Source organism: Serratia sp. LS-1, from assembly GCF_003719595.1.
In the GTDB taxonomy this organism is placed as follows: domain Bacteria; phylum Pseudomonadota; class Gammaproteobacteria; order Enterobacterales; family Enterobacteriaceae; genus Serratia; species Serratia ureilytica.
Genome location: NZ_CP033504.1, coordinates 1,785,313 through 1,809,946 on the forward strand (window position 1 = coordinate 1,785,313; position 24,634 = coordinate 1,809,946).

Here is a 24,634-nt window from a genome sequence, read left to right on the forward strand (position 1 = left end):
TCATAGGTATTTATTTTAAGCTACTCCTCCTGGCCGCTCGGCGGCCCCATCTTCTACCCATATCGTCGTGTCGGCGGCAAGGAGAAGCTCTCTATGAATACCGCATTGATCGCTTTGGATTACATCGTTGATATCACCCATCCTGAGGGAAAAATCGCGCGTTCTGCGCAGCAGGTCATTGAGCGCGACGTCATCGTGTGGGCAAACAGCGCATTAGCGCTCGCGCGGCGCAAGGATTGGCTGCGTATTTTGGTCAAAGTCGGGTTCGCCGCCGGTTATATCGATCAGCCCAAACAATCCCGGATGTTCGGCCAGGCACATCAATTTGGCGCTATCGCATTGGATCAACCCGGGACGGCTTTTCATCCCGATTTGGCGTCAGAGCTGGGCGAATTAACGATCGTAAAACCGCGCGTCAGCGCTTTTTATGGCACCAATCTGGACGCGATACTGCGCGCCCGCCGCATCGAGCGGCTGGTAATTTGCGGGGTCAGCAGCACCTGGGCGGTACAGGCGACGGCGCGTGACGCGCACGATCGTGATTATCAGGTGTGGGTGCTGGAAGAGGCCTGCGCCGCAGCCACCGCGCAAGAACACCGGATCTCCATGGAAACGCTCGCGACGATCGCCGATATCGTCACGCTGGAACAGCTGGGCGAACGTTGATGCAGCTGCGTGCCGAAATCAACCTGCGGCTGCTGCTGCGGGGCGCGTGGATGTTGGCGCCGCTGCTGGCGCTGACTCTGGCGACCGGAAACGTCGACTGGCTGAAGGCTTCGGTGGTTACCATATCGCTGTTTATCGTGTTCGAAAGGGTTGAGTTGGCGCCGCTCGGCGTCATGCTGCATGCGGCTGCGCTGCTGTCGGTTTTCATGACGTTGCTGTACGCCATGCGGGCGCCGGCGACCTTCATTTTGGCATGCGTTTTTGCGGCGGCGGCGGCGGTGGGGATATCCGCCTGCGGCGGCAAATTGCGATCCTTGGGTAATTTTATCTTTATCCCGGCCCTTTATCTGGCGTGCGAGATTGCAGAAGGCGGCACGCACGCGCCAATGATCCAACGCGCCTGGGCACTGTTTCCCTATCTCTGGGTGGCCGCTTTGCCGGTGTTGGCGCTCGCGCTGATAGAGCACCGGCAACGGGCTTATCTGCCGTTTGAAAATGCATGGCGTCATTACCTTAAACTGCACCGCAGCGAAGGATTTGGCGCCCGGGTCGCCTGCGGTGAAGCGCTGTTGGCCGTGATTTTTGCCGTCGGGCTGTCTGCCGCGCTCGTCGAATGGCGGCAGCTCGATTATGGTCAATGGGTGATCTGGTCGGCCGTCAGCGTGATCACCGGCGATATGGCGACCACGCGCAATAAGCTTCGTCAGCGGGCGTCAGGTGCGTTGATGGGGGTTCCCGCCGGCATTTTGCTGGGGTATCTCATACCGCATAGCGATATGGGCTACGAACTGCTTACCGTGGCCACGATGCTGACATTGGTCTCTTTTCATCGTTATGCCTTAGGCTTTGGCGTGCGTTGCGCCTGCATCGCCTGTGCATTGATTATCGCCGGAAAAGCGCCGGAAATCGCGGCGGAAAGGGCGTTTAATGTGCTGCTCGGCGGCGGTATCGGTTTGCTGTTCGCTTTCCTGATGGATGGCGCGTTGCTGGCCAGTCCCGGCGCGCGCAAATAGCGGCCTGGGGTTTCTCTCGCGCCAATTTCGGTTGACCGTTCCTGCCCCCGGTGTGAAAGTACGATTGAATCTATCGTTATCTATTGATGCCAATGAAAAAAGATCATCCTGAAGACGTGACGCTGCTGCGCACGCAGTTAATGTCGCTGGTGCGCCGCATGCGGCGCGAGTCGCGCAGCGACGAAAAATCCTGGGCCCAGTTGATGCTGTTGGGGGCTATCGATCGCCATGGCGGCGAGGCGACGCCGTCGTTGCTGGCGGAGTCGGAGCGTATGCGCTCCTCAAACCTGGCGGCCGCGTTGCGCGAGCTGGAAGCCGATGGGCTGCTGGTGCGCACGCCGGATGCCGAAGACAAACGCCGGGTGCGGGTGCGGCTGACGTCCGCCGGGCTGGGTTTGCTGCAGCAAAGCCGCGCCCGACGCGAGGCGTGGTTGTTGGCGGCGATGGAAAGCTGTCTGTCCGAGCGGGAGCAGGCGCTGTTGCTCGAAGCGGGGGCGCTGATGGCGCGGCTGGCGGCGGCGCCGTCTGCGGAAGCGAACTGATTGCAGGGGCGGCCTGAGTTGCCCCCCAGCGGCGAGATTACGGCATCGGCCAATCGACCGGCATGGTGCTGACCACGTCCACGTAGCGATCCCAGGCCGATGACCAGAATTGGGTGAAGGCTTCGAGGGTGAAGTGAATGCCCATCAGGCCCATCACGAACCAGCAGGCGGTAAACAGGCCCAGGCTGCTGAACATGAACGCCATGCCATTGCGGCTGGTTTTACGGCAAACGACGTTTAACTGGCTGGCGAAGAACATCATCACGGCGCTCAGCAACTCCCAGCGCATCATGATTAAACCGGTGGCAATGGTACTCATCGAACTCGATCCTATGTAACAAAAAGCCGCATCCGGCAGGGCGCCGACAGGAAAATGCGGAGGAGAATAACGGTAATAGTGTGATAAGGATCACATTGTAGCATTGAGAGGAACGGCGGCTCAATGGGGCGCGCGGTGAAAAAATCGCCGCCGGTAACATTCCAATATGCTGAAACAGTTATGCCATTTCATTAGCAACCTTTTCATGGGGCGTCGCGCCCGATAACGCTATGCTTGCCGGCTTTTCAGTTCCCTGATTTTGCGGGGAAATGTGACGCAAAAGGTATCGGCTCCGCATGGCCCTGTTAAAAGAAAAAATTCGCGACCACTCCGCGGAAGAGATGCTGTTTATCCGCCGGGCGGCCGTGGCGCTGGCGCTGGTGGTGGTCTGTTTCGGCGCGCTGGTCGTCAACCTCTACCGGCTGCAAATTCGCCAGCACGGCTTTTACCAGACGCGCTCCAACCAGAATGACATCAAGATGTTGCCGATCGCCCCAAGCCGCGGGCTGATCTTCGATCGCAACGGCATTCCGCTGGTACGAAACGTGACACTGTATCGCATCGAGATCACGCCCAGCAAAATCACCGATATATCGGCGCTGCTGCAGGCGTTGACGCCGATCGTCGATCTGACGCCGGAAGATATCAGCGCGTTTCGCGACGACATGCACCACAACAGCCGCTACAAGCCGATAACGCTAAAAGCGGGGCTGAACGACACCGAGGTGGCGCGTTTCGCCGTCAATCAATACCGTTTCGACGGGGTGACTATCGATACCTATCAGCAGCGCGAATATCCTTACGGCGCGCAGCTGGCGCACGTGCTGGGCTACGTGTCGAAGATCAACGACAGCGATCTCAAGCGCCTGGACAAGGCCGGGTTGAGCGAGAACTATGCCGCCGATCGCAACATCGGCAAACAGGGCATCGAGGCCTATTACGAGTCCGAGCTGCACGGCACCACCGGCTATCAGGAGGTGGAGGTGGATAACCACGGGCGGGTGATCCGCTTGCTGAAGGAGCAGCCGCCGCAGGCCGGCAAAAACATCTACCTGACGCTGGATCTGCCGCTGCAGCAGTACATCGAATCGGTGCTGAAGGGGCAACGCGCCGCGGTGGTGGTGGAAGATCCGCGCGACGGCGGCATTCTGGCGATGGTCTCCAGCCCCAGTTACGATCCCAATCCCTTCGTCAAAGGCATCGGCTATCAGGCCTATAAGGCGCTGCTCCGCAACCCGGATTTGCCACTCATCAACCGCGTCACCCAGGGGCTGTACCCGCCGGCGTCGACGGTGAAGCCCTACATGGCGGTTTCGGCGCTGTTTGCCGGGGTGATCACGCCCACCACCACCTTTTTCGGCGCGCCGACCTGGACGCTGCCCGGCACCGAGCGGCGCTATCGCGACTGGCTGAAGACCGGTCACGGCATGCTCAACGTCACCAAAGCGATAGAAGAGTCCGCCGATACCTTCTTTTATCAGGTGGCGTATGAGATGGGCATCGATCGCATTCACCATTGGCTGAGCCAGTTTGGTTACGGCCAGTCGACCGGCATCGATCTGAACGAAGAGTACCGCGGCGTGCTGCCAAGCCGCGACTGGAAGCTGAAGGTGCACAAAAAAGTCTGGTATCAGGGGGATACGGTATCGGTCGGCATCGGCCAGGGATATTGGGTGGCGACGCCTATTCAGATGGTGAAAGCGCTGACTACGCTGATCAACAACGGTAAGGTGAAAACGCCGCACCTGCTGTATTCGCTGCAGCAGGGCAACCGGGTCACGCGTTATCAGCCGCCGACGCAGGCGCTGCAGATTGGCGATCCCCGTTCGCCTTACTGGGGCATTGTGCGCAACGGCATGTATGGCATGGCCAACCTGCCGAACGGCACCGGATACAAGCTGTTCCATACCGCGCCGTACCAGATTGCCGCTAAATCCGGCACCTCGCAGGTGTTCAGCCTGAAGCAAAACCAGACTTACAACGCCAAAATGATTCCGGTGCGGCTGCGCGATCACATCTTTTATACGCTGTTCGCCCCCTACAAAAACCCCCGGGTGGCGATGGCGCTGATCCTGGAAAACGGCGGCGGCGACGGCGTGGTGGCGGGGCCGACCGCGCGCGCGATCCTCGACCACATTTTCGATCCGGCCAACGCGCCCCAGCCCGGCGACGCGGCGCAAACTAAACCGCAGTTAAACGACAGTGCGGATGTGCAACGGTGATGCGGTTTGTTTTTACTTTCTTACAAACTGCAATCTCCTGACCATTTCCGGCAAGGTAGACTGAAATAACACGATAAACCGAATAAAAACGCAGGGTTAACACAACAGTGGCGCCATCGACCAAAAAGAGCGGTAAAACCTATTCCACAGTTCGTTTCGGCTGGATTTGCGCCGGCATGCTGGTCTGTTTTTTTCTGTTGGCGTTCAGGGTCGGTTACCTGCAACTGCTGGAACACCAGCAGTTGGCGAACCAGGCAGATCAGCGCTCGATTCGCACCCAGGTAGTGCCGACCAACCGCGCCATGATCACCGATCGCAACAATGAGGCGCTGGCGGTCAGCGTGTCGTCGAAAGACATCGTGCTGGATCCGAAGCATATTCTCGATACCCAGACTGATACCGGCAACGAACGCTGGCAGAGCATGGCCAACGTGCTGAAGATCCCGCTGGCGGACGTGCAGCATCTGATCCAGAGCAACGCGCACAAACGCTTTGTCTACCTGGCGCGCAAGGTGGAGGACGACAACGCCGCTTATATCAGCAAACTGCACCTGACCGGCGTCAGCACCGAGCAGGATTTCAGCCGCTTCTATCCGATGGGCCAGGATGCGGCCGGCCTGATCGGCATCGTCGGCCAGGACAATCAGGGGCTGGAGGGCATCGAGCTGGGCTTCAACCCGTTGCTGCAGGGTAAAAACGGCCTGCGGGTCTACCAGAAGGACGGCAGCGGTGCGGTGATCGGCGTGATTAAAAGCGTGGATCCGGTTCCACCGCCGAATGTGACGCTCAGCATCGACAAATTTATCCAGTACGTGCTCTATGCGCAGATCCGCGACGGCGTGGTGGCTAACCAGGCCGACTCCGGCTGCGCGGTGCTGGTGAAAATCGACACCGGCGAAATCCTCGGCATGGCCAGCTACCCGTCGTTCAACCCGAACAACTATGGCAGCACGCCGGCGAAAGATATCCGCAACGTGTGCAGCAGCGACAGCTTCGAACCGGGTTCGACGGTGAAACCGGTCGTGGTGATGGTGGGGCTGGAACATAAGCTGATTCGGCCGGATACCGTGTTGGACACCACGCCGTATCGGGTGAACGGTCACCTGATTAAGGACGTCGGCCACTGGTCGAAGCTGACCATCACCGGCGTGCTGCAAAAATCGAGCGACATCGCGGTATCGCACATTGCGCTGGCGCTGCCGGCCACGGTGCTGCCGGCGGTCTACCGCAGCTTTGGCCTGGGGCGGCCGACCGAGCTTGGCATCGGCAACGAGAGCAGCGGCTACCTGCCGCAGCATCGCGAGCGCTGGGCCGATATCGAACGCGCTACGTTCTCCTTCGGCTATGGGCTGCGCGTGACGCCGCTGCAAATGGCGCGCGAGTATGCCGCGATCGGTTCCTTCGGCATTTATCGGCCGCTGTCGATCACTAAGGTGACGCCGCCGGTGATGGGGCAACGCATTTTGCCGGCCGATACGGTCAGGTCCGTGGTGCATATGATGGAAAGCGACGCCTTGCCGGGCGGCAGTGGGGTGAGCGCTGCGGTGCCCGGCTACCGTTTGGCGATCAAAACCGGTACCGCCGAGAAAATGGGCCCCAGCGGCAAATACGACGGCGGCTATATCAACTATACCGCCGGCGTGGCGCCGGCCAGCGATCCGCAGGTAGCGCTGGTGGTGATGGTCAACAACCCGAAAGCCGGCAAGCACTTCGGCGGCTCGGTAGCCGGGCCGGTGTTCGGCAAGATCATGGCCCAGGTGCTGGAGCACATGAATATCCTGCCGGATGCCCAGCCGCTCAATGTGGTGTCGTCGGTTAAAGGGTGAGGATTTAAGCGGGAAGTGAGTGGGTCAGAAAATGTCTGACCCACGCTTCAATACAACGAGTTTAACCTACGGCAGTATTTATTATGGATATGCCTTGAAATATTGATTGATATTCGACTTGAATGAATTTCTCTGTTTCTAAAATAATATTTCTTATTTGGCGATTCGCAGAGAAGCTTATTTTCTCACCAAGACAATTCCCTCTTTCGTTCACGCCTTAACATGATTTCAACGCATTCCGAACCCGGCAACACCCGTCTATGGGGGCTGTAATCGTCGTGTCATCAATGCTCGTTAGACTCGCGGCATCCTGGTATTACCGACTAAAAATCATGAACATAAAACTGACACTTGGCCGCGGGGCAAAACCTGCGCCCGCGCTGCCGCGCGCGTTTGGCTTCGGCAAAAGCATGGGGTTATTAAGCGGCGTAATTTGCGTTATCGCGCTATTTTCTCTGCTGCAATTGTTTTCCACCGTATTTATTTCCAATATTCTGCGCGACGCCAAGATTAACCTGGTGACGGGCGACGCCTTGCATCGCCAGCAGGCGGCGATGGATCGCGCCAGGCTGTCGCTGCTGACGGCCAGCGATACCCTGAACCGTGCGGGCATTTACTATCTGCAGGATAAAGCCACCGGCTCCGACGGCAGCTGGCATAGCCTGCTGGATGAATCGCTGGCGGCGTTGCAGGCTTCAGAGCAGGCCTTCGCCCGGTTTGAGCGCCTGAGCGCGACGGCGCCCGAGGCCGCTGACGCCCTGAAAGGCAGTTATCGCCTGTTCTATGACGGTCTGAAGGAGCAGGCGCAAGGGCTGCAACGCAGCGACAGCATCGATGCGTTTTTCGCCGTGCCGATCCAGGCTTTTCAGGCAGATTTAAACGAGAAGTATCTCGCTTATCAGGCGCTGAACGAACGACGCGGCGATGACGTCAACGTGCGGCAATTGGCGGCGCTGGAGCAGGCCAAAACCTATGCGCTTGGCGCGCTCGCGGCGTTGGCGCTGATCGCCTTGGGCGTGTGGTTCGGCGTTGCTCGTTGGGTGATCGCACCGTTGCAAAGGGCGATCGCCCATCTCAACGTGCTGGCCGCCGGCGATCTTTCGCGGCCGTTGCCGCCTGAACGGGCGGTTAACCGCGAAATGCGTCAGTTGCAAACCAGCATTGGCCACATGCAAAACGGCCTGCAGCGGCTGGTGAGTGAGGTGCGCGATGCGGCGAGCGGGATCCTGAACGGCGTCGGGCGGCTGGCGGACGGCAATCGACAGTTGACGGCGCAGTCGGCGAAGCAGGACGGCGAATTGCAGTTGGCGACCGAGCACGTGCAGCAGTTGGCGGCGCGGGTGGAAGAAAACGGCCAATACGCGCAGCTGGCCAATCAACGCACCGAACAGGCCAGGCAGTGCGCCGGCGCCGGTGAAAAGATGATGCAAACCGTCAACGTCTCGATGCAAGGGATCGTCAACCAATCGGCCGAGATGCGCGGCATTGTGGCGCTGATCGACAGCGTGGCGTTTCAGACCAATATTCTGGCGCTGAATGCGGCGATCGAGGCCGCGCACGCCGGCGTTCACGGCCGCGGTTTCGCCATTGTCGCTAAAGAAGTGGGCCTGCTGGCGCAGAAGAGCAGCCATTCTACGCGCGATATTCAGCAGCTGATCAACCGCTCGTTGCAGCAAATCGATCAGGGGTCGCAAGCGGTGGATCTGCTGGCGGGCAATTTGCGTCAAATTATCGATCTGGTGAACACGTTTAGCGCACTGATGGGGGAGATCTCGCTGGCGTCGCTCAATCAGGGGGAGAGCATTCAGGACGTGACGGCGCGCATCGCCGGGCTGAATCAGGTGGCGCGGCAAACCGGCGCCGTGGTGAACGCGGTGACCGAGGCTTCGCAGTTGCTGCAGGGCGAATCGGAACGATTGGAAAAAGCGATGGCGCGTTTCAGGCTGCCGGCGCAATAAATAACCCTGGCGCAGGTTAATGAATAATAAAGCCGCGCTTAACGTTATTTATTTAGGTTCGCTCCCTGAGGAATTTCAGCGGAGTAAATAAAGCAGGCCGGCGCGTGTGGATTAAAAAAGCGTCGGCCTGCGGAGGTTATTTTTGGCGGGAGAATTAACGGCTGGTCTGGTGGCCGATGATGCCGCCCAGCGCTGCGCCGCCGAGGGTGCCCAGCGTGCTGCCGTCGGTCAATACCGCGCCGCCCACGGCGCCGACGCCCGCACCGATCGCCGTGTTGCGATCGCGATTGGACATATGCCCACATGCGGTAACGGAAAGCGTCGCCATTACCACCACCAACACACCCGCGGCACGTTTAATATTCATAATGAGTTCCTGGTAAATTGGCTAATTAATGGATTAAAAATAATCCGATTAACTCGCCGGTAGAAGTTGGGATGAATGTATTCCTCCGAAAGAAAATCGAACAGGTAAAAATTCTTAATTTTGGCGCGGTGAAAAGCGATCGCTCGCCGAATGTGCGGCCGTCGGCAAAACCGTTCGGCTATACTGGGAAGACGCCTCACGAGGGGCGGGGCGCACACGCTGGAGGCCGCCATGTCCGAGCTCGTTTCCGCATCCGGCAAACCGGTGAAAATTCCCGGCCCGGACCATCCGATTACGCTGACCCGCCATCCGACGCGGGTCGTGGTGCGCGGCGCCGGCCAAATCCTGGCCGACAGCCGTCATGTGCTCATCTTGCAGGAAGCCAACTATCCGCCGGTGTTTTACTTTCCGCGTGAGGATGTGAATATGGCGCTGTTGCATAAAAGCACGCACGTGAGCTACTGCCCTTATAAGGGCGACTGCAGTTATTTCTCCCTCACGCTGAACGGCCCGCAGGGGGACAATGCGGCCTGGAGCTATGAAATGCCTTACAACGCCGTGGTGGCGATCAAGGATCATCTGGCATTTTATCCCGACAAAGTCACGGCGATCCGTACCGAAGCCTGAGCCGCCGCCGCCTTCGGGCGGGGGCAGGTTGACATTCCACTTATCCCTACTCATTATGTGTATTACCGGAAATTGATACGCTTTCCTTATGTTTCAATCCGACATAAGCGAAACTCTGAGCAGGTGCCAAGGTGTCTACCTCTACGCGATTTGCCGTTGCCATCCATATTCTGACCAACATCACGCTGTGTCGCGGCCAGACGGTGCGTTCCGAAGATATCGCCCGCAGCGTCAACACCAATCCGACGGTGGTGCGGCGCATTCTCGGGGCGTTGGCGGAGGCGGGGCTGACCTATTCGCAGATGGGGCAAGGCGGCGGGGCGCTGTTGGCGCGGCCGGCGGAAGCGATTTCTTTGCTGGACGTGTATCGCGCGGTGGAGGATCAACCTTATTTCACGCTGCATCGCACCCGGCCTAACGAGGCGTGCTATATCGGCCACGCCATTACCCCGGTGCTGGAGCAAGAGTTTGCGCGCGTCGGCCACGCGCTGGAAGCCAGCCTGGCACAGACCAGCATCGCCGAAATGGCCGGGCAGGTTGAGCTGCGCGCCGGCTATCCCTTCGTCCCTTGTTCACCGCAATATCAAGCAGATACGCAATAAAAAATCACGCCAAACCCCGTTCCGCGCAGAGCATTTTTTGCATTGCGTTAATGTAATTGTGTAAGTTACATTAGCTCGCATCAAGTGTGATGTAGCTCACGTTTTAGACTGCCTCCCCACGATAATCGACCGTTTGGCCGGAAACCTTTTCTTCCGGCGCAGATTCGCTGTGCTTATAAACCAGGAGAGAACGATGTTAGAAATGATTGAAAGCTTGGCCACCGTGGTGGTCCTGGTGCCGGTAATGGTGGCCGTCTTGCTCGGCGCGATTTACGGCCTGGGTGAAGTGTTCAACGTCTTTTCCGCTATCGGCCGCAAAAACGGCTGAATCTGTATGCTTGGGGGCTATCGGCCCCCGGCTATAACTCCCTTATTTCCCCCTTTCTCTCTATGAACGCGCCGTTGCGTCGATCATCGCCATCACCTGCCGAAACATCGCGCTTTCCGCATCCGCCAGCTCGTTGACCAGCGTAAAGTGATTGCAGTGGCGGTCGGCCAGCAGGTGGACGTCGAGGCCGCGCGCCAGGCAGGCGTCATAATAGGCCTGCGTCTGGTTTTTGAAGCCTTGGGTTTCGCGGTGGCCGACGTCGAGCAGGATCTGCGGCGCATGCGCTTTCGCCGGCAGCAAAAACAGCGGGCTGAGAGTTTGCGCCTGTTCGGGCGTCAGGTGCAGCCAGTCGTTGATGTAGATATCGCACAGCGGGCGCAGATCGTAGAGGCCGCTCAGCGCCAGCGCGCCTTTGATTGCATCGGGCGGCAGGCGATAGCGTTGCTGCCAGCCGTCGGCGATCAGCATGCCGCACAGGTGGCCGCCGGCCGAACTGCCGCTGACGAAAATGCGCGCCGGATCGATGCCGAACGGTGCCCCGTGATGATAAAGCCAGGCGATGGCGCTGCGCACCTCATGCACGATCTCCGCCAGCGTCGCTTCCGGCGCCAGCGTATATTCCAGCGTGGCGACCGCCACACCGCGGCGGGCGAACGCGGCGGCCATCGAGCAGGCTTCCTCTTTGCGCTGCGAATGCCAGTAGCCGCCATGGATAAAGATCAGCAGCGGGGCGGGCTGTGCGCTGGCCGGGAACAGATCGAGACGCTCGGCGGCGCTCATGCCGTAGCGCAGATCGTAAATGCCCGGCGTCTGCGCTTTGGCGCGCTGAGCCAGCGCGGCATAGTCCGCCATGCAGGCGTCAAAATCCTCCACCGAAGCGCGGGCGTTGTATTGCGCGGCGCGGGCGCTCAGGTCTTCAAACGTCAGATCGATGTTCATGCGTTTCTCCGGATTGTTATGCGTTATGTCTTCATCATCGTCCCGCAGGGGAAAAGATGTTTGATCTCCGGTGCGCACAATTGCGGCTTCTCCAATGCTGTTATCTGCTGTATATTGCCGTTTTATGCTTTTTTAATGCGGAATAATCCCATGCACAAAGCGGCACGACAGCGCCATTTACTGGATTTGCTCAGCGAACGCGGTCAGGCGGCGGTGGCGGAATTGGCCAGCGCCATCGGTGTTTCGGTCGATACCGTGCGCCGCGACTTGGCCGATCTTGAGCGGCAGGGGTTGGCGCAGAAACATCACGGCGGCGCGATAGCGCTCGAACCGTCCGGCATGCCGCGCCAGGCGCGCGCGGCGCTGTTGCCGCTGGTCAAGCAGCGGCTCGGCCGCGCGGTGGCCGCGCAGATCCCGCCCGGCAGTACCCTGATGCTGGATGCGGGCAGTACGCTGTTGGCGGTGGCGCAAGCGTTGCGCGGCCCGGCGACGGTGATCACCGCCTCGCTGGATATCGCGCAGTGCCTGAGCGATAAGCCGGAGATCCAACTGATCCTGCTCGGCGGCCAGTGGGACGCGCGCCAACGGCTGTTCGCCGGCAGCGCGACGCTGGCGTTGCTGGAACGCTACCGCGCGGACATCGCTTTGCTGGGCGCCTGCGCGGTGCATTCTCAGCTGGGGCTGAGCGCCGGCGAAGAGGCTGATGCAGAGGTTAAACGCGCCATGCTGGCCAACAGCGGCGAGCGCTGGCTGGTGGCCGACCATATGAAGCTGGATCGCTGCGAGCCGCATCACGTGGCGGATCTGGCGCAGATCCAACGCCTGTTTACCGATCGCCCGTGGGATAACCTGGACGAGCAATCAATGATTGAACTTTGTGTCGTCGCCGACGACCGCTAGAGGAGAACCCTGATGAACGATAACGCTCAACCGTTGCAGGTGGCGCTGATTGGTTACGGCTTTGTCGGCAAGGCGTTTCATGCGCCGCTGATTAACGCGGTGCCGGGTCTGGTGCTGAGCGTGGTGGCTTCGCGCGATGCCGCCAAAGTCCATGCCGATCTGCCGCACGTGCGCGTGATCGCCGATCCGCTGGAGGCGATCCGCTTGCCGGAAGTGGACCTGGTGGTGATTGCTTCGCCGAACGCCACCCATGCGCCGCTGGCGCTGGCTGCGCTGGAAGCGGGCAAGCACGTGGTGGTGGATAAGCCGTTTACGCTGGATTTGGCGCAGGCGCGCACGCTGATTGCCGCGGCGGAGAAACACGGCCGTCTGCTGTCGGTATTCCAGAATCGCCGCTGGGACAGCGATTTCCTGGGCGTGAAGCAGGTGATCGAGCAGGGACTGATCGGCAAGGTAACGCACTTTGAGTCGCACATCGATCGTTACCGCCCCGAAGTGCGGGTGCGCTGGCGCGAGCAGAATCTGCCGGGCAGCGGGCTGTGGTTCGATCTGGGGCCGCACATGGTCGATCAGGCGCTGCAGCTGTTCGGTTTGCCGCACAGCGTGCAGGCCAACATCGCCACGCTGCGCGCCAATGCGCAGATCAATGACTGGGCGCATGTGGTGCTGAACTACCCGACGCACCGCGTGATTTTGCATGGCAGCATGCTGGTGGCGGGCGGCGTCGCGCGCTTTACCGTGCACGGCGATAAAGGCAGCGTGGTCAAAGCGCGCGCCGACGGGCAGGAGAGCCAACTGCTGACCGGCGTAACGCCGGGTTCGGCTGAGTGGGGTAAAGACGACGACGCGATGAGCTTGTTTATCGGCACGGAACCGGTGCGCACGCTGCCGACGCCGGATGGCGATCAGCGCCAATATTACGTCCAGGTGCGTGACGCGCTGCGCGGCGCCGGCGCCAATCCGGTCACCGCTTCGCAGGCGCTGGCGGTGATGGCGGTGCTGGAAGCGGCCACGCTGGCGGCGGAAACCGGCGTAACCCAAACGCTGCCGCTCACCGAGGCGGAGATCGCCGCCTGGTAACGCATCGCGCCAGATAAGGCGTCAGATGCATTGATACAGTGCATCGCATGCGTCTTCCGCCATCCCAGCCCCTGACATAGGCTAAGCCTCAGTCTATGTCAGGAGTGCTTATCATGTTATCCCATCCCTCGCCGCAGGGCGTCCGCGGCATACTGGCCGCACTTTCTCTGTGTATGCTGCTGTCATCGCTCGGCATCAGCATCGCCAACGTCGGGCTGCCGGCGCTCGCCACCGCATTCCATGCCTCGTTCCAGGCAGTGCAGTGGGTGCTGCTCTGCTATTTGCTGGCCGTCACCACCTGCATCATCGGCATCGGCCGCTTGGGTGACAGCCTCAATCGCCGCCGCCTGCTGCTGGCGGGCATCGCGCTGTTTACCGCCGCTTCGCTGGCTTGTGCGTTGGCTCCGCAGCTGTGGCTGCTGCTGGCGGCGCGCCTGGCGCAGGGGCTGGGGGGCGCAGTCATGATGTCAATCACCATGGCGCTGGCGGGCGAGGCGCTGGGCACGGAAAAGATCGGCCGCGCGATGGGGCTGCTCGGCACTATGTCGGCCGTGGGCACCGCGCTGGGGCCGTCGTTGGGCGGCGCGCTGATCGCCGGCTTCGGCTGGCGAACGATATTCCTGATCAACCTGCCGCTGGGGCTGCTGGCGCTGTGGCTCGCCTGGCGATACTTGCCGGATGGGGCGCGGGCGGCGACGCGCCCTGAACCGTTCGACCGCGCTGGCACGCTGCTGCTGGGCGGCGCATTGCTTTGCTACTCGCTGGCGATGACTCTGGGACGCGGTGATTTCGGCGCGCTTAACCTGGCGTTGATGTTGGGCGCTCTGTTGGCGGCAGGGTTGTTTATCCGCGTGGAACGCCGCGCCGTGTCGCCGCTGTTGGCGCCGACGATGTTTCGCCATCCGGCCCTGACGGCGGGGCTGGCGGCCAGCGCGTTGGTCATGACGGTGATGACCGCCACGCTGGTGGTCGGGCCGTTTTATCTGTCGCGCGCGCTGGGGTTAAGCGCCGCGCAGGTGGGGCTGGTGATGTCGGCGGGGCCGGCGGTGGCGATCCTGACCGGTATTCCGGCGGGTTATCTGGTGGATCGCTTTGGATCGCAACGCATCGCCCAGCTTGGGCTGGCGGCAGTGGCCGCCGGGGCGGGATTGCTGTCGCTGCTGGGCCGCTGGGGCGTACTCGGCTATGTCGCGCCGATCGCGCTGTTGACCGCCGGTTATGCGCTGTTTCAGGTGGCCAACAATACGGTGCTGATGAAGGATCTGTTTCCCGAACGACGCGGGTTGATCGCCGGCATGGTCAATCTGGCGCGCAATCTGGGGGCGATCACCGGCGCGTCGGCGATGGGGGCGCTGTTTTATCTGGCCTCGCAGCGGGTGGCGGGCGCCGCGGCGGCCGCGGCTTACGGCATGCGCGTCACCTACGGCGCGGCGGCGTTGCTGGCGTTGGCGGCATTGCTTATCGCCTTCGGCGGCCGCCGACTGGCGCTGCGTTATGACGCGCGCTGAACGGCGTAGCGTTCTTGCACGAAACCGTTGTCCGACTGGGTGACGGCGAGCAGACGCAGGCGCTGCTCAGGGGCATCGGCGCCGAACAAGGGAATGCCGCCGCCCAGCAGCAGCGGCACGCGCGTAATCGTCAATTCGTCGATCAACCCGGCCTGCAGGAAACGCTGCACGGTCTGGCCGCCGTCGATATACAGGTGACGGCAGCCGGCCTCGGCCAACCGCGCCACGACGCTGGCCGGTTCGCCGCTCATCCAGCGGACAGGCTCTGCGCCGTGCGGTGCGGATTGCGTCGACAGTACCACCACCGGCAGTTCTCCATAGGGCCATTCGGGAAAGGCGCGGACTTTTTCATAGGTATGGCGGCCCATCACCAGCGCGTCGATGTCGGCGATAAACGCTTCAAAACTCAGGCCATTGAGCAACGACACCGCGTACTCGGGCCGCAGCAGCCAATCGATGTCGCCGTCGGGGCCGGCAATGAATCCGTCTACGCTGGTGGCGATGTAAACCGAGCATTTCATCAGGCGAGATCTCCGCGGTAAACCACATGAACCTTGTTGCCGTCGGGATCGCGCAGGTAAGCGCCGAAATAGCCTTTGCCGTAGTGCGCGCGCTCGCCGGGTTCGCCTTCACTGCTGCCACCCGCCAGCAGGCCGGCGGCGTAGGCGCGTTTAACCGCCAGCTCGTCGGCGGCGAGAAAGGCCAACATGCTGCCGTTGCCGGCGCTGGCGGGCTGTCTGTCGAAGGGTTGGTAGGCATAAAACCGCGGCAGCGTTTGGCCCGGCATCACCCAGCAGCGGGCGGCGGGGCCGCCGTCCGGCGTCACTTCCCGCCGTTGTAAACCCAATGGCAACAAAATGGCGTCGTAGAACGCGGCGGCGGCGTCCAGATCGCTGACGCCGACGGTAATATGGCTGAACATGGCGCGTTTCCTTTCCCAAGAGAGAATAATGAACGGATAAAACAGTAGCAGCGATAGCGCAGGATGGACAGACCGCGGTGGAGGATTCGGATTAGGGACGCGCGCAGGGGGGCAAAGCGCGCTTCACGGTTTGTGGGGCGGGCCGCCTCAATTGCTCTCGACGCGAGGATTGGCGTGGGTCGGCTGGCTGGGATAATCCACCTGATGCTTGTGCAGATAATCGCGTATCAGCTGGCGCACCACCTGGGAAGGGGTGACGTCCTGCTGCAGGCACAGCTCTTCCAGGGCTTTCTTTTTGTCCGGGTCAATCAGCACCGTTAGCCGCGCCGTTTTCTTTTCCATCAGGATCCTCCAGAGAATGATGACTGAATGATAATACCATGTGAGCGAAGCGGCCAGCCAGACCGCGCCGCCGCTCGTCTTTAGCGGAAATGCAGCCGCTCTATCTTGCGTGACAGGTAGCCGAGTTCGCAGTTGAACAGCTCGCCGCTGCCGGCGGCCAGCGTGCGCAGCGTGCTGAGCGGCAGCGACACCTGGGCCGGCGTAGCATAAATGATCACGTTGCCGCTGGGGGCGATGCAAAACAGCACGGTGGCGAATATCCGGTGCAGGCTGTGGTACAGCAGGCTGTTTTCGTCGGGCAGATCGTGGTAATTCAGCACCAGCCAGCCCCCGTCATTCAGCCGCGCGGCGCAGTTCTCCAGGAATGTCTGGGTGCCTTGCTGCGGATCCATGGCGAACGCCGAATAAAGATCGGAGAAAATCAGATCGTAACGCGTTTCGGCGGGCGGGCGCACGAAGTCCATGGCGTCGGCGGTGCGCAGGCTGATGGTGTCGGTGGCCGGCAGCGTAAAATAGCGGCGCGCGACCGCGATCACCGCGGCGCGCAGCTCGACGACCTCCAGGCGCATAGCCGGATCGAGCGCGTGCAGCGCACGCAGCAGGCTGCCGCCGCCTAACCCCAGGATCAACGCCGATGTCGGCGGCTGCCAGGCCACCGCCATCAGCATCGCTTTGATGTAGTTGTGGATCGGCTGCGCGGGGTTGCTGAGGCTCATCTTGCTTTGCTCGCAGATGCCGTCAAACCGCAGCGTGCGGTAGTCCTTGTGATCGGAAACGATGATTTCGCCCCAGGCGTCGGCTTCGCGAGCGATCACCTGGCCACGCGGGGAGAAATCGAGGGTTCTGAGTAAGCTGTCAACCAGAGACATGGTATTCGCAGGGCTCCTTTGGCAAGCGGCCTGTTTACTTACGGGCGCACATGAAATCGGCGGTGCAAATGCGCCGGCCATCGATGCTGGCACGGCCGGTGAAGCGGGCGATCGCGCCGCGCCGGCGTACAAAGGCGACCTCCATCAACACCTGGTCGCCGGGACGGGCGGCGCGATAAAACCGCGCCCGCTGAATGGAAGCGAAGTAGTAATGTTCCCCTTCGTTAAGCGCCCCGAGATAGTAATGCGCCAGCAGACCGGTGCTTTGCGCCAGCGCTTCCACCAACAGCACGCCAGGAAAACCGGCGAAGCGCGCATGGCCGCTCCAGAACGTCGGCTCATTGGCGGTGATGTTCTTGATGGCGCTCAGCCGCCCTTCGGCGATGCAGGTGCCGGCGGGCAGCACGCGATCGACCAACAGACAGGGATAGCGATGAGGCAGAATCGCCTGAATATCGTGGAATTGCAGGGGGTGACCATGTAATGGCATGGGGGAGCGTGATCCTGTCTGCGGCGAATCCGGCGCGATGGCCGGCGTTCGGTCCATAATGAGTGTAATGACATTATAATAAAATTATCATCAGATGTGCCAGATGAAAGACATGATGGCGGCGACGGTTGGGAAACAGCGAAGGAGGGGAAGACACCCGATCCTGACGATCGGGCGTGGCGGCGCGTTTAGTGCTTGGAGCGGGTCACCTTGTCCAAATAACCCATCACGAAGGCGGAGAGCACGAAGGTGAGGTGAATGATCACATACCACATCAGCTTGTTGTCTGGCACGTTCTTGGCGTCCATAAACACCCGCAGCAGATGGATGGACGAGATGGCGACGATAGACGCGGCGACTTTGTTTTTCAGCGAGGTGGCGTCCATTTTGCCCAGCCAGCTCAGCTTTTCTTTTCCTTCGGTGATATCCAACTGCGAGACGAAATTTTCGTACCCGGAGAACATCACCATCACCAGCAGCCCGCCGACCAGCGCCATGTCGACCAACGACAGCAGGGTCAGGATCAGATCGGCTTCAGCGACGGAGAAAATGTTGGGCAGGACGTGCAGGATCTCCTGAAAAAATTTGATAGACAGGGCGACCAGGGCCAGTGAAAGGCCGAAATAAACCGGCGCGAGCAGCCAGCGGGAGGCGTACATCGCGTTTTCTAGCAAGCGTTCCATCATAAAATTGTTTTGAATGCGTAGCAAAAAGGGCGCTCAGTATAGCGCAAGAGGCCTGGGTGAAATCAACCGCTTGCGCCAGTAGAGGGCGATATCAGGCCGCTACGCGTGCCGTTTTGCGCCCGCAGCGGATCCACAGCGCCACGGCCCCCGCCGCCGTCGCCAGCGCCACGACGCCCGGCCAGCCCGCGCTTGCCAGAATGCGGCTGCCGAGGGCGGCGCCGGTCGCCATGCCGATGAATACGCCGGTGAACAAGAGGGCGTTCAAGCGGCTGCGGGCCGCCGGATCAAGACCGTAGACGATGGTCTGGTGTGCGATCAGCGTCGCCTGGATGCCCAGATCAAATCCGACGGTGCTCAGCGCAATGAGCGCCAGCTGCGCCGGGAGCGGCAACAGCGGAAGCAGAAACATCAGGGCGAAGGCGGCCAGGACCAGTGCCGCGCCGATGCGGGTCACGGCGTCAGGGCCGTGCCGATCGGCCAGGCTTCCCGCCAACGGCGCCGCCAGCGCACCCGCCGCCCCCGCCAGACCAAACGCGCCGGCCGCCGCGCTGCCGATCTGGTAGCGCTCCGCCAGCATCAACGCCAGCGTTGACCAGAAAGCGCTGAAGCCCAATGACAGAAAGCCTTGCGCCAGCGTTGCACGCCGCAGCTCGGGATACGCGGCCCACAGATGCCCCAGCGAGCGCAGTAGCGCGGGGTAACTCAGCGCGTTATGGGGGCGAAGACGCGGCAACATGCGCCAGATAGCCAGCGTGATCGGCAAAACGCCCAGCGCCGCCAGCGCGTAAACGCTGCGCCAGCCGGCGAACTCGGCGAGCGCGCCGCTGAACACGCGCGACAGCAGAATACCGGCCAATAGCCCGGTCATCACCGCGCCGACGGTTTTGCCGCGGCTGGCCTCCGGCGCCAGCGTGGCGGCGGCGGGGATAATGTCCTGGGCGACGGTGGCGGTCAGGCCTATCGCCAGGCTGCTGAGCAACAACAGCGGGAATGAGGCGGCAAACGCGCAAAGCAGCAGCGTCAGCGTCAGCAGCGCGCCTTTGATCAGAATGATCCGCCGGCGATCGTACCGGTCGCCCAGCGGCGCCAACAGTAAAATGCCCAGCGCATAACCCAACTGGGTCAGCGTCGGCACCATGCCGGCATCGGCGACGCCGGCGTGGAAATCGGCGCCCATCATGCCGAGCATGGGCTGGCTGTAATAGATTGAAGCGACGCTGAGACCGGCGCCGGCGGCCAGCAGAAACACGACGTTGGCGGACGGGGCGCCGTTAGTGGCGGTGGTGCTCATGGCAAAGATCCCTGCAAAGTGAATGTGCGGCCATTTTTACCGCTTGCTTCATTCCGCTGTAGCCCCCTCGCAGGTAAAACTGTTATACACTTAACGTATGAATAAAATTAATTTACCCAACGGCGACCGCATAACTTTGCTGCATACGCTGGTGCGCATCGTCGAAAGCGGCAGCCTGTCGGCGGCGGCGCAGCAGCTGGGCACCTCACAACCGACGATCAGTCGGCGTCTGCAGGCGTTGGAGCAGCTGCTGGGCGCCAAACTGATCCAGCGGACGACTCACGCCCTCAAACTGACCGACGACGGCGAGCGCTGTTACCGCCAGGCGCGGGGGCTGATCGAGCAATGGCAAAGCCTGGAAGAAGGGCTGGGCGGCGCGCGCGACGAACCGGTCGGGGTGTTGCGCGTGCGGGCGCCGCACGCTTTCGGCCAGGATCAGCTGATCGGTCCGTTGGGCGAGTACCTGCGGCGCTACCCGCAAACTTACGTTGAGTGGACGCTGAACGATCATTCTCCGGACTTTATTCCCGAAGGCGTGGATTGCGCCATTCACGTCGGTGCGGTGACCGATCCGTCGGTCGTGGCGGTGTTGCTGGCGGAGGTGCCGCGCAGCACGGTAGCGTCGCCGGCGCTGCTGACGAGCCGAGAACCGGTTCGCTGTCTTGACGATTTGGCGCGGTTGCCGTGGCTGGCGTTGAACAGTTTTTATCGCAATGAAGTGGTGCTGACCCATGCTGAGCGCGGCGAGCAGGGGCGGTTCGATATCACGCCGAGGTTGAGCACCGACAGCCTGTACGCGGTACGCAAGGCGGCGCTGGAGGGGCTGGGCGTCGCGATTGTCTCCTCCTGGCTGGTGCGGGACGATGTGGCCGACGGGGCGCTGCAAACCGTGTTGCCGGCCTGGCGCGCCGCGCCGCTGCCTATCTACCTGCTATATCCCTACGCCAGCTATTACCCGGCTCGCCTGCGCAAGTTCATGGAAATGATGAAAGAAGTGATGCCGCGCATTCTCGGCGCGCGGCCGCCGGCGGCGGGCTGACGCCGTTCAGTGCCGGGCTTTTTTGCCGTCGTTGTGGCCGAGGGAACGCTCGGGAAAGCTGTGATCGCGCAGCCGCTGCTTTAACTGCGCCGCATCGGGGAAGCCGCCGTCAATTTTGCGATCCCAAATCATCACGCCATCGACGCTGATTTGATACACCCCGCCGGTGCCCGGCATCAGGGTGACGGAGGCGAGATCGTCGCCGAAGGTATTGAGCAGCTCTTGCGCCATCCAGCCGGCGCGCAGCAACCAATTGCATTGTGAACAGTAGTGAATCGTAACGGCGGGGGCATTTTTCATCGTTGATCGACCGGTTAGTGGTGACGGCTTGCAATCAGCCTGATGGCTCGCAAGCGATGGTGGCTGTGTATCGCCAAATAGTCAAGCGCCTGCGGAAGCCGCGAGGCGCGGATAACGATGACGGTCGCTATGGCTTGCTTTTGGCAAACCATTCGACCCCGCGCAACATGCCCGCCCAGTAAAATTTGGGTAAAAACCAGGCCTTCAGCCACCATGCCATACGGCTGGGATGCGTGTTGTCGAACAGAGGAAAGGTGGGGAGCAATTTACTGTCGTAACCAAACTCCGCCAGAACAACCTTGCCTTTCTCTACCGTCAATGGGCAGGAGCCATAACCATCATACCGTGCCGCATCAGGAGCGCCGTTAAGCTGCGCCGCGATGTTCTCTGCCACCACCACCACCTGTTTGCGAGCCGCCGCCAGGGTTTTGGCATTTGGCGTGGCGCAACAGTCGCCAACCGCAAAAATCGTCTGCCACTGCTTATGCCGTAGGGTGAATTTATCCACGTCGCACCAACCTGACTCGTCAGACAACCCACTTTGCGAAATGAACGCCGGCGCAGATTGCGGCGGCACTACGTGCAGCATATCGAAGGGCAGTGTCACTTCGCGTTTGCCTTCTTCATCACCGTCCAGAGAAAAGGTCGCTTGCCGACGCTGCCCATCAACGCGAACTAAATTATGCCGGAAGTTGACCTGTGCGCGGTATTTTTTCAAGTAATGGGTCAGCGGAGGAACAAATTGCGGCACGCCGAATACCGCCGCGCCCGCCAGGCAAAAATTGACGTTAATATTATTAAGGACACCTTGTCGCCGCCAGTGATCGCATGAAAGGTATAAGGCTTTTTGCGGCGCGCCGGCGCATTTTATCGGAATTGGTGGTTGAGAAAATATCGCCTCGCCGCCTTGCATTTCACGAACCAGTTTCCAGGTGTATTCCGCAAGATCAAAACGATAATTAGAGGTGACGCCATTCATTCCCAACGTTTCTTCAAGACCCTCTATTTTATCCCAACGTAAAACGAGGCCGCAGGCAACAATAAGGAAGTCGTAGTTTATTTTCTGCCCTTGGCGGGTCTCGACATATTTTGGGCCGGGCTCCACTCTGACCACGCTATCCTGAATCCATGCGGTTCCTGGGGGGATGACGGCGCGCATGGAACGCCGCGTTTCATTGATATCAAAAAGCCCGCCGCCCACCAGGGTCCATGCCGGTTGATAATAATGACAGTCGCCAGGTTCAATTACCGTTATATCAATGCCTTTAACTCGCTTCCTTATGCTTGCCACGACGCTTATTCCAGATGAACCACCGCCAATAACAACAACTTTTTTCTGGGTGTTTATTTTTTCCGGTTTCATGCAGGCCTCCTTTCATAAGAAAGTAGGGGGTTAATGCCCAGATTAAAAGGGAATTCATAGAACTTATGGTTATATTGAAAATCACATATTCGATTTAGCTATATGTAATAGCTAAATGTAATAAGTTATTTGACAATCAATGCGAACTGATCGTTAATAAATGCCACAAACACCGTTCAGGAATTAACGCATTGGATTTTTTCCATTTTACTTTTTATACCCTGATGTTATTGGTGATAACCGGAGGAATAGTCGGATTTCTCTTGGCCCTGACAGGCGGAGGCGGCTCCATCGTTTGTGTGCCGCTGCTGCTGTATATGGTGCAAATCCCGGATACGCATTTGGTGATAGGCACCAGCGCCATGTCCGTCGCCGTCAGTGCGCTGCTCAACCTTTTTGCGCACGCCGCCAAAGGAAACGTCCGGTGGCGAACCGGCATTGTCGTGTCGCTGGTCGCGGTGGCAGGAACGCTGGCAGGTTCACAGATGGGAAAAATCACGGACGGGCGCTATCTAACCCTGCCTTTCGCTTTGCTGATGCTGATTGTCGCCGGATTAACGCTGAAAAAAAATCACCGGGCCGGCAACGGGTTGGCTTCCCCGGATGCAACCTTTCATCCCGCCATCGTGTGGCTCAGCGTGTTGGCGCTCGGCGCGGTGGCCGGCTTTCTGGGTATCGGCGGCGGATTTTTAGTGGTGCCGGCGCTGCTCTGGTTTTTCCGCTTTTCGCTGCTTGAAGCGGTGGCCACCTCGCTGGTGGTGGTTTCTGCCATGGGTTTATCGACGAGCGCAAGCTATGCCTTGTCCGGCAAGGTGTCGCTCGTCATCACGTGCTGGCTGATCGTCGGCGGTGTTCTGGGGGGCGTCGTGGGGGTTGCGCTCACCGAACGCCTGAAGAAACGCGAGGACATTATCCGTGTGCTCTACGCCGCCATGCTCTTGGTGCTGGCCCTTTATATGCTTTTTAAAAGCTTATAAGACAGAAGGAAAAAATATGCGCATCCGTACATACCATCATCAGCTCTCCTTTTCGGGGGCGCCCGCAGCGAGTGATTTCGCTACCCTGCATCAACAAGGCTACCGGCTTATCGTCAACAACCGGCCAGATGAAGAACCGGGGGAGCATCTATCCCATCAGCAAGAGAAAACGCTGGCTGAAGGCATGGGCATAGACTACGTCTATCTTCCTTACACGTTCGACACGCTGACCTGGGAGACCGTTTATACCTTCCATTACCTGTTGCGGCGAGGCAAGAAGACCCTGGCGCACTGCCGGAGCGGGGCGCGCTCAGCCTGCCTTGCTCTGCTGCATGCGCTGCGCGAAGGGCGGATCGATGAAGCGCGATTCCGCAGCCAATGCGAAGAATATGGCGCGGATGCCGATAAGGCGCTCAGCTGGTATCGCCGGCATCAGTCCGTTCAGTCTCATGCGCAAGTGCACGCATTTTATGAGCCGGAAAGCGGCAGCCTGCAGTATGTCGTCGCCGATCCCGAGGCGCGTCGCTGCGCCATCATCGACCCGGTACTGGATTTTGACCGCCGATCGGGCACGGTATCGCATCAGCAGGCGCACACCATTTTGAGCTTTATCCGGCAGCAAGGATGGGGCGTGGCCTGGGTGCTGGATACGCACCCGCATGCCGACCATTTTTCTGCCGCAACCTGGCTGGCGCAGAAAACCGGCGCCCTCAGCGGCATAGGCGAAAAAATCACCGCCGTGCAGGGGCTGTGGCAAGACATCTATAATTTGAAGGAACTGCCTCCCGCCGAGACCGTGTGGGATGCGCTGTTTGCGGATGGGGACGTCTTTTTTATCGGCAACCTGCGCGCTGAAGTCTTGCTGTCTCCTGGCCACACCCTGGCTTCCGTCACGTATCACATTGCCGATGCGGCGTTTATTCACGATACGTTTTTCATGCCTGACAGCGGCACCGCAAGGGCCGATTTCCCCGGCGGAAATGCGGAAGCCCTGTGGGATTCGTTGCAGCGGATCTTGAGCCTGCCAGCGGATACCCGCCTGTTTACCGGCCACGATTATCGCCCGGCGGGGCGTGAGGCCCGCTGGGAAAGCACCGTGCGAGAGCAGCGCGAGAACAACCCCTGGGTGGCCAACATGGATAAAGCCCAATTTATCGCGCAAAGAAAGCAGCGAGACGCCACGTTGCCGCATCCGGAATTGATGCTGATGGCGCTGCAGGTCAACATTCGCGGCGGCGTTCTGCCTGATTGCGAAGATGATGGGCGGCACTACCTCAAAATCCCTGTTAATCGCTTCAAGGGGTAAATCAAGCCAGAGAGGCGCGATTGTTCACGGCTGCCAATCTCAAGGCGATCGCGCCGTCTGTTAATGGTTTTTTATGAAATAATCAGACTGATTCATATTTAATTATTTGTTTTTACACAAAACACGCGGCGCTTGCCCTCGCCGAATACAGT

Annotated in this window: 27 protein-coding genes; 15 read left to right on the forward strand and 12 right to left on the reverse strand. The window is 60.2% G+C overall.

The window, feature by feature from the left end; genetic code table 11:
- The first annotated feature begins 93 nt into the window (after positions 1 to 93).
- The 3 genes from EDY99_RS08760 to EDY99_RS08770 all read left to right on the forward strand — a co-directional run bounded on the left by EDY99_RS08760 (position 94) and on the right by EDY99_RS08770 (position 2,221).
- Entirely contained in the window at positions 94 to 666 is a 573-nt protein-coding gene (locus EDY99_RS08760) for a cysteine hydrolase family protein (RefSeq protein WP_123061678.1), read from the forward strand.
- A 50-nt stretch (positions 667 to 716) separates the two neighbouring features.
- Complete coding sequence (locus tag EDY99_RS08765) at positions 717 to 1,679, forward strand: FUSC family protein (protein ID WP_046687017.1); 963 nt, start codon at positions 717 to 719, stop codon at positions 1,677 to 1,679.
- A gap of 92 nt (positions 1,680 to 1,771) precedes the next feature.
- Positions 1,772 to 2,221, forward strand: coding sequence for a MarR family winged helix-turn-helix transcriptional regulator (locus EDY99_RS08770; protein WP_046687018.1), 450 nt, complete (start codon positions 1,772 to 1,774; stop codon positions 2,219 to 2,221).
- Between the two features lie 37 nt (positions 2,222 to 2,258).
- On the opposite strand, the gene EDY99_RS08775 is transcribed toward EDY99_RS08770, so the two are convergent.
- Positions 2,259 to 2,540 (reverse strand): YjcB family protein, encoded by a 282-nt coding sequence (locus EDY99_RS08775; protein WP_033650442.1) that lies wholly within the window; start codon positions 2,538 to 2,540, stop codon positions 2,259 to 2,261.
- Between the two features lie 296 nt (positions 2,541 to 2,836).
- Here EDY99_RS08775 and mrdA point away from each other — a divergent pair, with 296 nt between their 5' ends.
- The 3 genes from mrdA (at position 2,837) to EDY99_RS08790 (ending at position 8,546) form a co-directional block, all read left to right on the forward strand.
- The gene (gene mrdA / locus EDY99_RS08780) at positions 2,837 to 4,762 is read left to right on the forward strand and encodes a penicillin-binding protein 2 (RefSeq protein ID WP_033643022.1); all 1,926 of its coding nucleotides are present in this window, start codon (positions 2,837 to 2,839) and stop codon (positions 4,760 to 4,762) included.
- A gap of 107 nt (positions 4,763 to 4,869) precedes the next feature.
- Entirely contained in the window at positions 4,870 to 6,588 is a 1,719-nt protein-coding gene (locus EDY99_RS08785) for a penicillin-binding transpeptidase domain-containing protein (protein ID WP_033643023.1), read from the forward strand.
- 332 nt (positions 6,589 to 6,920) lie between these two features.
- Entirely contained in the window at positions 6,921 to 8,546 is a 1,626-nt protein-coding gene (locus EDY99_RS08790; protein WP_123061679.1) for a methyl-accepting chemotaxis protein, read from the forward strand.
- A 154-nt stretch (positions 8,547 to 8,700) separates the two neighbouring features.
- On the opposite strand, the gene osmB is transcribed toward EDY99_RS08790, so the two are convergent.
- Positions 8,701 to 8,913 carry an osmotically-inducible lipoprotein OsmB gene (gene osmB, locus EDY99_RS08795; RefSeq protein WP_004940700.1) on the reverse strand — a complete coding sequence of 71 codons (213 nt, stop codon included), beginning with the start codon at positions 8,911 to 8,913 and terminating at the stop codon, positions 8,701 to 8,703.
- Positions 8,914 to 9,144: 231 nt separating this feature from the next.
- Here osmB and EDY99_RS08800 point away from each other — a divergent pair, with 231 nt between their 5' ends.
- The 3 genes from EDY99_RS08800 (at position 9,145) to EDY99_RS08810 (ending at position 10,470) form a co-directional block, all read left to right on the forward strand.
- Positions 9,145 to 9,540: a DUF427 domain-containing protein gene (locus tag EDY99_RS08800; protein ID WP_042784460.1), complete on the forward strand. Its 396-nt coding sequence runs from the start codon at positions 9,145 to 9,147 to the stop codon at positions 9,538 to 9,540.
- A gap of 131 nt (positions 9,541 to 9,671) precedes the next feature.
- Positions 9,672 to 10,142 carry an Rrf2 family transcriptional regulator gene (locus EDY99_RS08805; protein ID WP_033650438.1) on the forward strand — a complete coding sequence of 157 codons (471 nt, stop codon included), beginning with the start codon at positions 9,672 to 9,674 and terminating at the stop codon, positions 10,140 to 10,142.
- 193 nt (positions 10,143 to 10,335) lie between these two features.
- Complete coding sequence (locus EDY99_RS08810; RefSeq protein WP_033643027.1) at positions 10,336 to 10,470, forward strand: AcrZ family multidrug efflux pump-associated protein; 135 nt, start codon at positions 10,336 to 10,338, stop codon at positions 10,468 to 10,470.
- A gap of 60 nt (positions 10,471 to 10,530) precedes the next feature.
- Here the strand turns inward: EDY99_RS08810 and EDY99_RS08815 are convergent, their stop codons facing one another.
- Entirely contained in the window at positions 10,531 to 11,409 is an 879-nt protein-coding gene (locus tag EDY99_RS08815) for an alpha/beta hydrolase (protein ID WP_046687020.1), read from the reverse strand.
- Between the two features lie 150 nt (positions 11,410 to 11,559).
- Between EDY99_RS08815 and EDY99_RS08820 the strand changes: the two genes are divergently transcribed.
- The 3 genes from EDY99_RS08820 to EDY99_RS08830 all read left to right on the forward strand — a co-directional run bounded on the left by EDY99_RS08820 (position 11,560) and on the right by EDY99_RS08830 (position 14,897).
- Positions 11,560 to 12,309 (forward strand): DeoR/GlpR family DNA-binding transcription regulator, encoded by a 750-nt coding sequence (locus EDY99_RS08820; protein WP_033643029.1) that lies wholly within the window; start codon positions 11,560 to 11,562, stop codon positions 12,307 to 12,309.
- A gap of 12 nt (positions 12,310 to 12,321) precedes the next feature.
- Entirely contained in the window at positions 12,322 to 13,389 is a 1,068-nt protein-coding gene (locus EDY99_RS08825; RefSeq protein WP_033643030.1) for an oxidoreductase, read from the forward strand.
- 113 nt (positions 13,390 to 13,502) lie between these two features.
- Positions 13,503 to 14,897, forward strand: coding sequence for an MFS transporter (locus EDY99_RS08830; RefSeq protein ID WP_089194731.1), 1,395 nt, complete (start codon positions 13,503 to 13,505; stop codon positions 14,895 to 14,897).
- Here the strand turns inward: EDY99_RS08830 and EDY99_RS08835 are convergent.
- The 7 genes from EDY99_RS08835 to EDY99_RS08865 all read right to left on the reverse strand — a co-directional run bounded on the left by EDY99_RS08835 (position 14,882) and on the right by EDY99_RS08865 (position 19,497).
- Positions 14,882 to 15,418, reverse strand: coding sequence for a dihydrofolate reductase family protein (locus EDY99_RS08835; protein WP_169539571.1), 537 nt, complete (start codon positions 15,416 to 15,418; stop codon positions 14,882 to 14,884). The genes EDY99_RS08830 and EDY99_RS08835 overlap by 16 nt on opposite strands.
- Complete coding sequence (locus EDY99_RS08840) at positions 15,418 to 15,819, reverse strand: VOC family protein (RefSeq protein WP_015377846.1); 402 nt, start codon at positions 15,817 to 15,819, stop codon at positions 15,418 to 15,420. Before EDY99_RS08840 ends, EDY99_RS08835 begins: the two co-directional genes overlap by 1 nt.
- A 147-nt stretch (positions 15,820 to 15,966) precedes the next feature.
- Positions 15,967 to 16,161, reverse strand: a complete 195-nt coding sequence (locus EDY99_RS08845) for a ribbon-helix-helix protein, CopG family (protein ID WP_004928567.1) — start codon at positions 16,159 to 16,161, stop codon at positions 15,967 to 15,969.
- 80 nt (positions 16,162 to 16,241) lie between these two features.
- A complete protein-coding gene (locus tag EDY99_RS08850) occupies positions 16,242 to 17,030 on the reverse strand; it encodes a spermidine synthase (protein WP_033643034.1) in 789 nt (262 codons plus the stop codon).
- 34 nt (positions 17,031 to 17,064) lie between these two features.
- Positions 17,065 to 17,520 (reverse strand): 3-hydroxyacyl-ACP dehydratase FabZ, encoded by a 456-nt coding sequence (fabZ, locus tag EDY99_RS08855; RefSeq protein ID WP_033643035.1) that lies wholly within the window; start codon positions 17,518 to 17,520, stop codon positions 17,065 to 17,067.
- A 188-nt stretch (positions 17,521 to 17,708) separates the two neighbouring features.
- The gene (locus tag EDY99_RS08860; protein ID WP_025302805.1) at positions 17,709 to 18,203 is read right to left on the reverse strand and encodes a TIGR00645 family protein; all 495 of its coding nucleotides are present in this window, start codon (positions 18,201 to 18,203) and stop codon (positions 17,709 to 17,711) included.
- Between the two features lie 94 nt (positions 18,204 to 18,297).
- Positions 18,298 to 19,497, reverse strand: a complete 1,200-nt coding sequence (locus EDY99_RS08865) for an MFS transporter (protein ID WP_108680707.1) — start codon at positions 19,495 to 19,497, stop codon at positions 18,298 to 18,300.
- Between the two features lie 97 nt (positions 19,498 to 19,594).
- On the opposite strand from EDY99_RS08865, the gene EDY99_RS08870 reads away from it, so the two are divergent.
- Positions 19,595 to 20,536: a LysR family transcriptional regulator gene (locus tag EDY99_RS08870; RefSeq protein ID WP_033643037.1), complete on the forward strand. Its 942-nt coding sequence runs from the start codon at positions 19,595 to 19,597 to the stop codon at positions 20,534 to 20,536.
- Between the two features lie 6 nt (positions 20,537 to 20,542).
- Here the strand turns inward: EDY99_RS08870 and EDY99_RS08875 are convergent, their stop codons facing one another.
- Together EDY99_RS08875 and EDY99_RS08880 are read right to left on the reverse strand one after the other, a co-directional pair.
- Entirely contained in the window at positions 20,543 to 20,836 is a 294-nt protein-coding gene (locus EDY99_RS08875; RefSeq protein WP_033643038.1) for a SelT/SelW/SelH family protein, read from the reverse strand.
- Positions 20,837 to 20,963: 127 nt separating this feature from the next.
- A complete protein-coding gene (locus tag EDY99_RS08880; protein ID WP_046687024.1) occupies positions 20,964 to 22,199 on the reverse strand; it encodes an FAD/NAD(P)-binding oxidoreductase in 1,236 nt (411 codons plus the stop codon).
- A 191-nt stretch (positions 22,200 to 22,390) separates the two neighbouring features.
- Here EDY99_RS08880 and EDY99_RS08885 point away from each other — a divergent pair, with 191 nt between their 5' ends.
- Together EDY99_RS08885 and blh are read left to right on the forward strand one after the other, a co-directional pair.
- Positions 22,391 to 23,176: a sulfite exporter TauE/SafE family protein gene (locus tag EDY99_RS08885; protein WP_089194733.1), complete on the forward strand. Its 786-nt coding sequence runs from the start codon at positions 22,391 to 22,393 to the stop codon at positions 23,174 to 23,176.
- Positions 23,177 to 23,192: 16 nt separating this feature from the next.
- Complete coding sequence (gene blh / locus EDY99_RS08890; protein WP_033643041.1) at positions 23,193 to 24,482, forward strand: bifunctional sulfur transferase/dioxygenase Blh; 1,290 nt, start codon at positions 23,193 to 23,195, stop codon at positions 24,480 to 24,482.
- The last annotated feature ends 152 nt before the right edge of the window (positions 24,483 to 24,634 follow it).

Bases quoted from the DNA above. Each gene is read 5' to 3' on its own strand.
- EDY99_RS08760 (WP_123061678.1), top strand. From the start codon at position 94: ATGAATACCGCATTGATCGCTTTGGATTACATCGTTGATATCACCCAT.
- EDY99_RS08765 (WP_046687017.1), top strand. From the start codon at position 717: ATGTTGGCGCCGCTGCTGGCGCTGACTCTGGCGACCGGAAACGTCGAC.
- EDY99_RS08770 (WP_046687018.1), top strand. From the start codon at position 1,772: ATGAAAAAAGATCATCCTGAAGACGTGACGCTGCTGCGCACGCAGTTA.
- EDY99_RS08775 (WP_033650442.1), bottom strand. From the start codon at position 2,540: ATGAGTACCATTGCCACCGGTTTAATCATGATGCGCTGGGAGTTGCTG.
- mrdA (WP_033643022.1), top strand. From the start codon at position 2,837: ATGGCCCTGTTAAAAGAAAAAATTCGCGACCACTCCGCGGAAGAGATG.
- EDY99_RS08790 (WP_123061679.1), top strand. From the start codon at position 6,921: ATGAACATAAAACTGACACTTGGCCGCGGGGCAAAACCTGCGCCCGCG.
- osmB (WP_004940700.1), bottom strand. From the start codon at position 8,913: ATGAATATTAAACGTGCCGCGGGTGTGTTGGTGGTGGTAATGGCGACG.
- EDY99_RS08800 (WP_042784460.1), top strand. From the start codon at position 9,145: ATGTCCGAGCTCGTTTCCGCATCCGGCAAACCGGTGAAAATTCCCGGC.
- EDY99_RS08810 (WP_033643027.1), top strand. From the start codon at position 10,336: ATGTTAGAAATGATTGAAAGCTTGGCCACCGTGGTGGTCCTGGTGCCG.
- EDY99_RS08815 (WP_046687020.1), bottom strand. From the start codon at position 11,409: ATGAACATCGATCTGACGTTTGAAGACCTGAGCGCCCGCGCCGCGCAA.
- EDY99_RS08820 (WP_033643029.1), top strand. From the start codon at position 11,560: ATGCACAAAGCGGCACGACAGCGCCATTTACTGGATTTGCTCAGCGAA.
- EDY99_RS08825 (WP_033643030.1), top strand. From the start codon at position 12,322: ATGAACGATAACGCTCAACCGTTGCAGGTGGCGCTGATTGGTTACGGC.
- EDY99_RS08830 (WP_089194731.1), top strand. From the start codon at position 13,503: ATGTTATCCCATCCCTCGCCGCAGGGCGTCCGCGGCATACTGGCCGCA.
- EDY99_RS08835 (WP_169539571.1), bottom strand. From the start codon at position 15,418: ATGAAATGCTCGGTTTACATCGCCACCAGCGTAGACGGATTCATTGCC.
- EDY99_RS08840 (WP_015377846.1), bottom strand. From the start codon at position 15,819: ATGTTCAGCCATATTACCGTCGGCGTCAGCGATCTGGACGCCGCCGCC.
- EDY99_RS08845 (WP_004928567.1), bottom strand. From the start codon at position 16,161: ATGGAAAAGAAAACGGCGCGGCTAACGGTGCTGATTGACCCGGACAAA.
- EDY99_RS08850 (WP_033643034.1), bottom strand. From the start codon at position 17,030: ATGTCTCTGGTTGACAGCTTACTCAGAACCCTCGATTTCTCCCCGCGT.
- fabZ (WP_033643035.1), bottom strand. From the start codon at position 17,520: ATGCCATTACATGGTCACCCCCTGCAATTCCACGATATTCAGGCGATT.
- EDY99_RS08860 (WP_025302805.1), bottom strand. From the start codon at position 18,203: ATGGAACGCTTGCTAGAAAACGCGATGTACGCCTCCCGCTGGCTGCTC.
- EDY99_RS08865 (WP_108680707.1), bottom strand. From the start codon at position 19,497: ATGAGCACCACCGCCACTAACGGCGCCCCGTCCGCCAACGTCGTGTTT.
- EDY99_RS08870 (WP_033643037.1), top strand. From the start codon at position 19,595: ATGAATAAAATTAATTTACCCAACGGCGACCGCATAACTTTGCTGCAT.
- EDY99_RS08875 (WP_033643038.1), bottom strand. From the start codon at position 20,836: ATGAAAAATGCCCCCGCCGTTACGATTCACTACTGTTCACAATGCAAT.
- EDY99_RS08880 (WP_046687024.1), bottom strand. From the start codon at position 22,199: ATGAAACCGGAAAAAATAAACACCCAGAAAAAAGTTGTTGTTATTGGC.
- blh (WP_033643041.1), top strand. From the start codon at position 23,193: ATGCGCATCCGTACATACCATCATCAGCTCTCCTTTTCGGGGGCGCCC.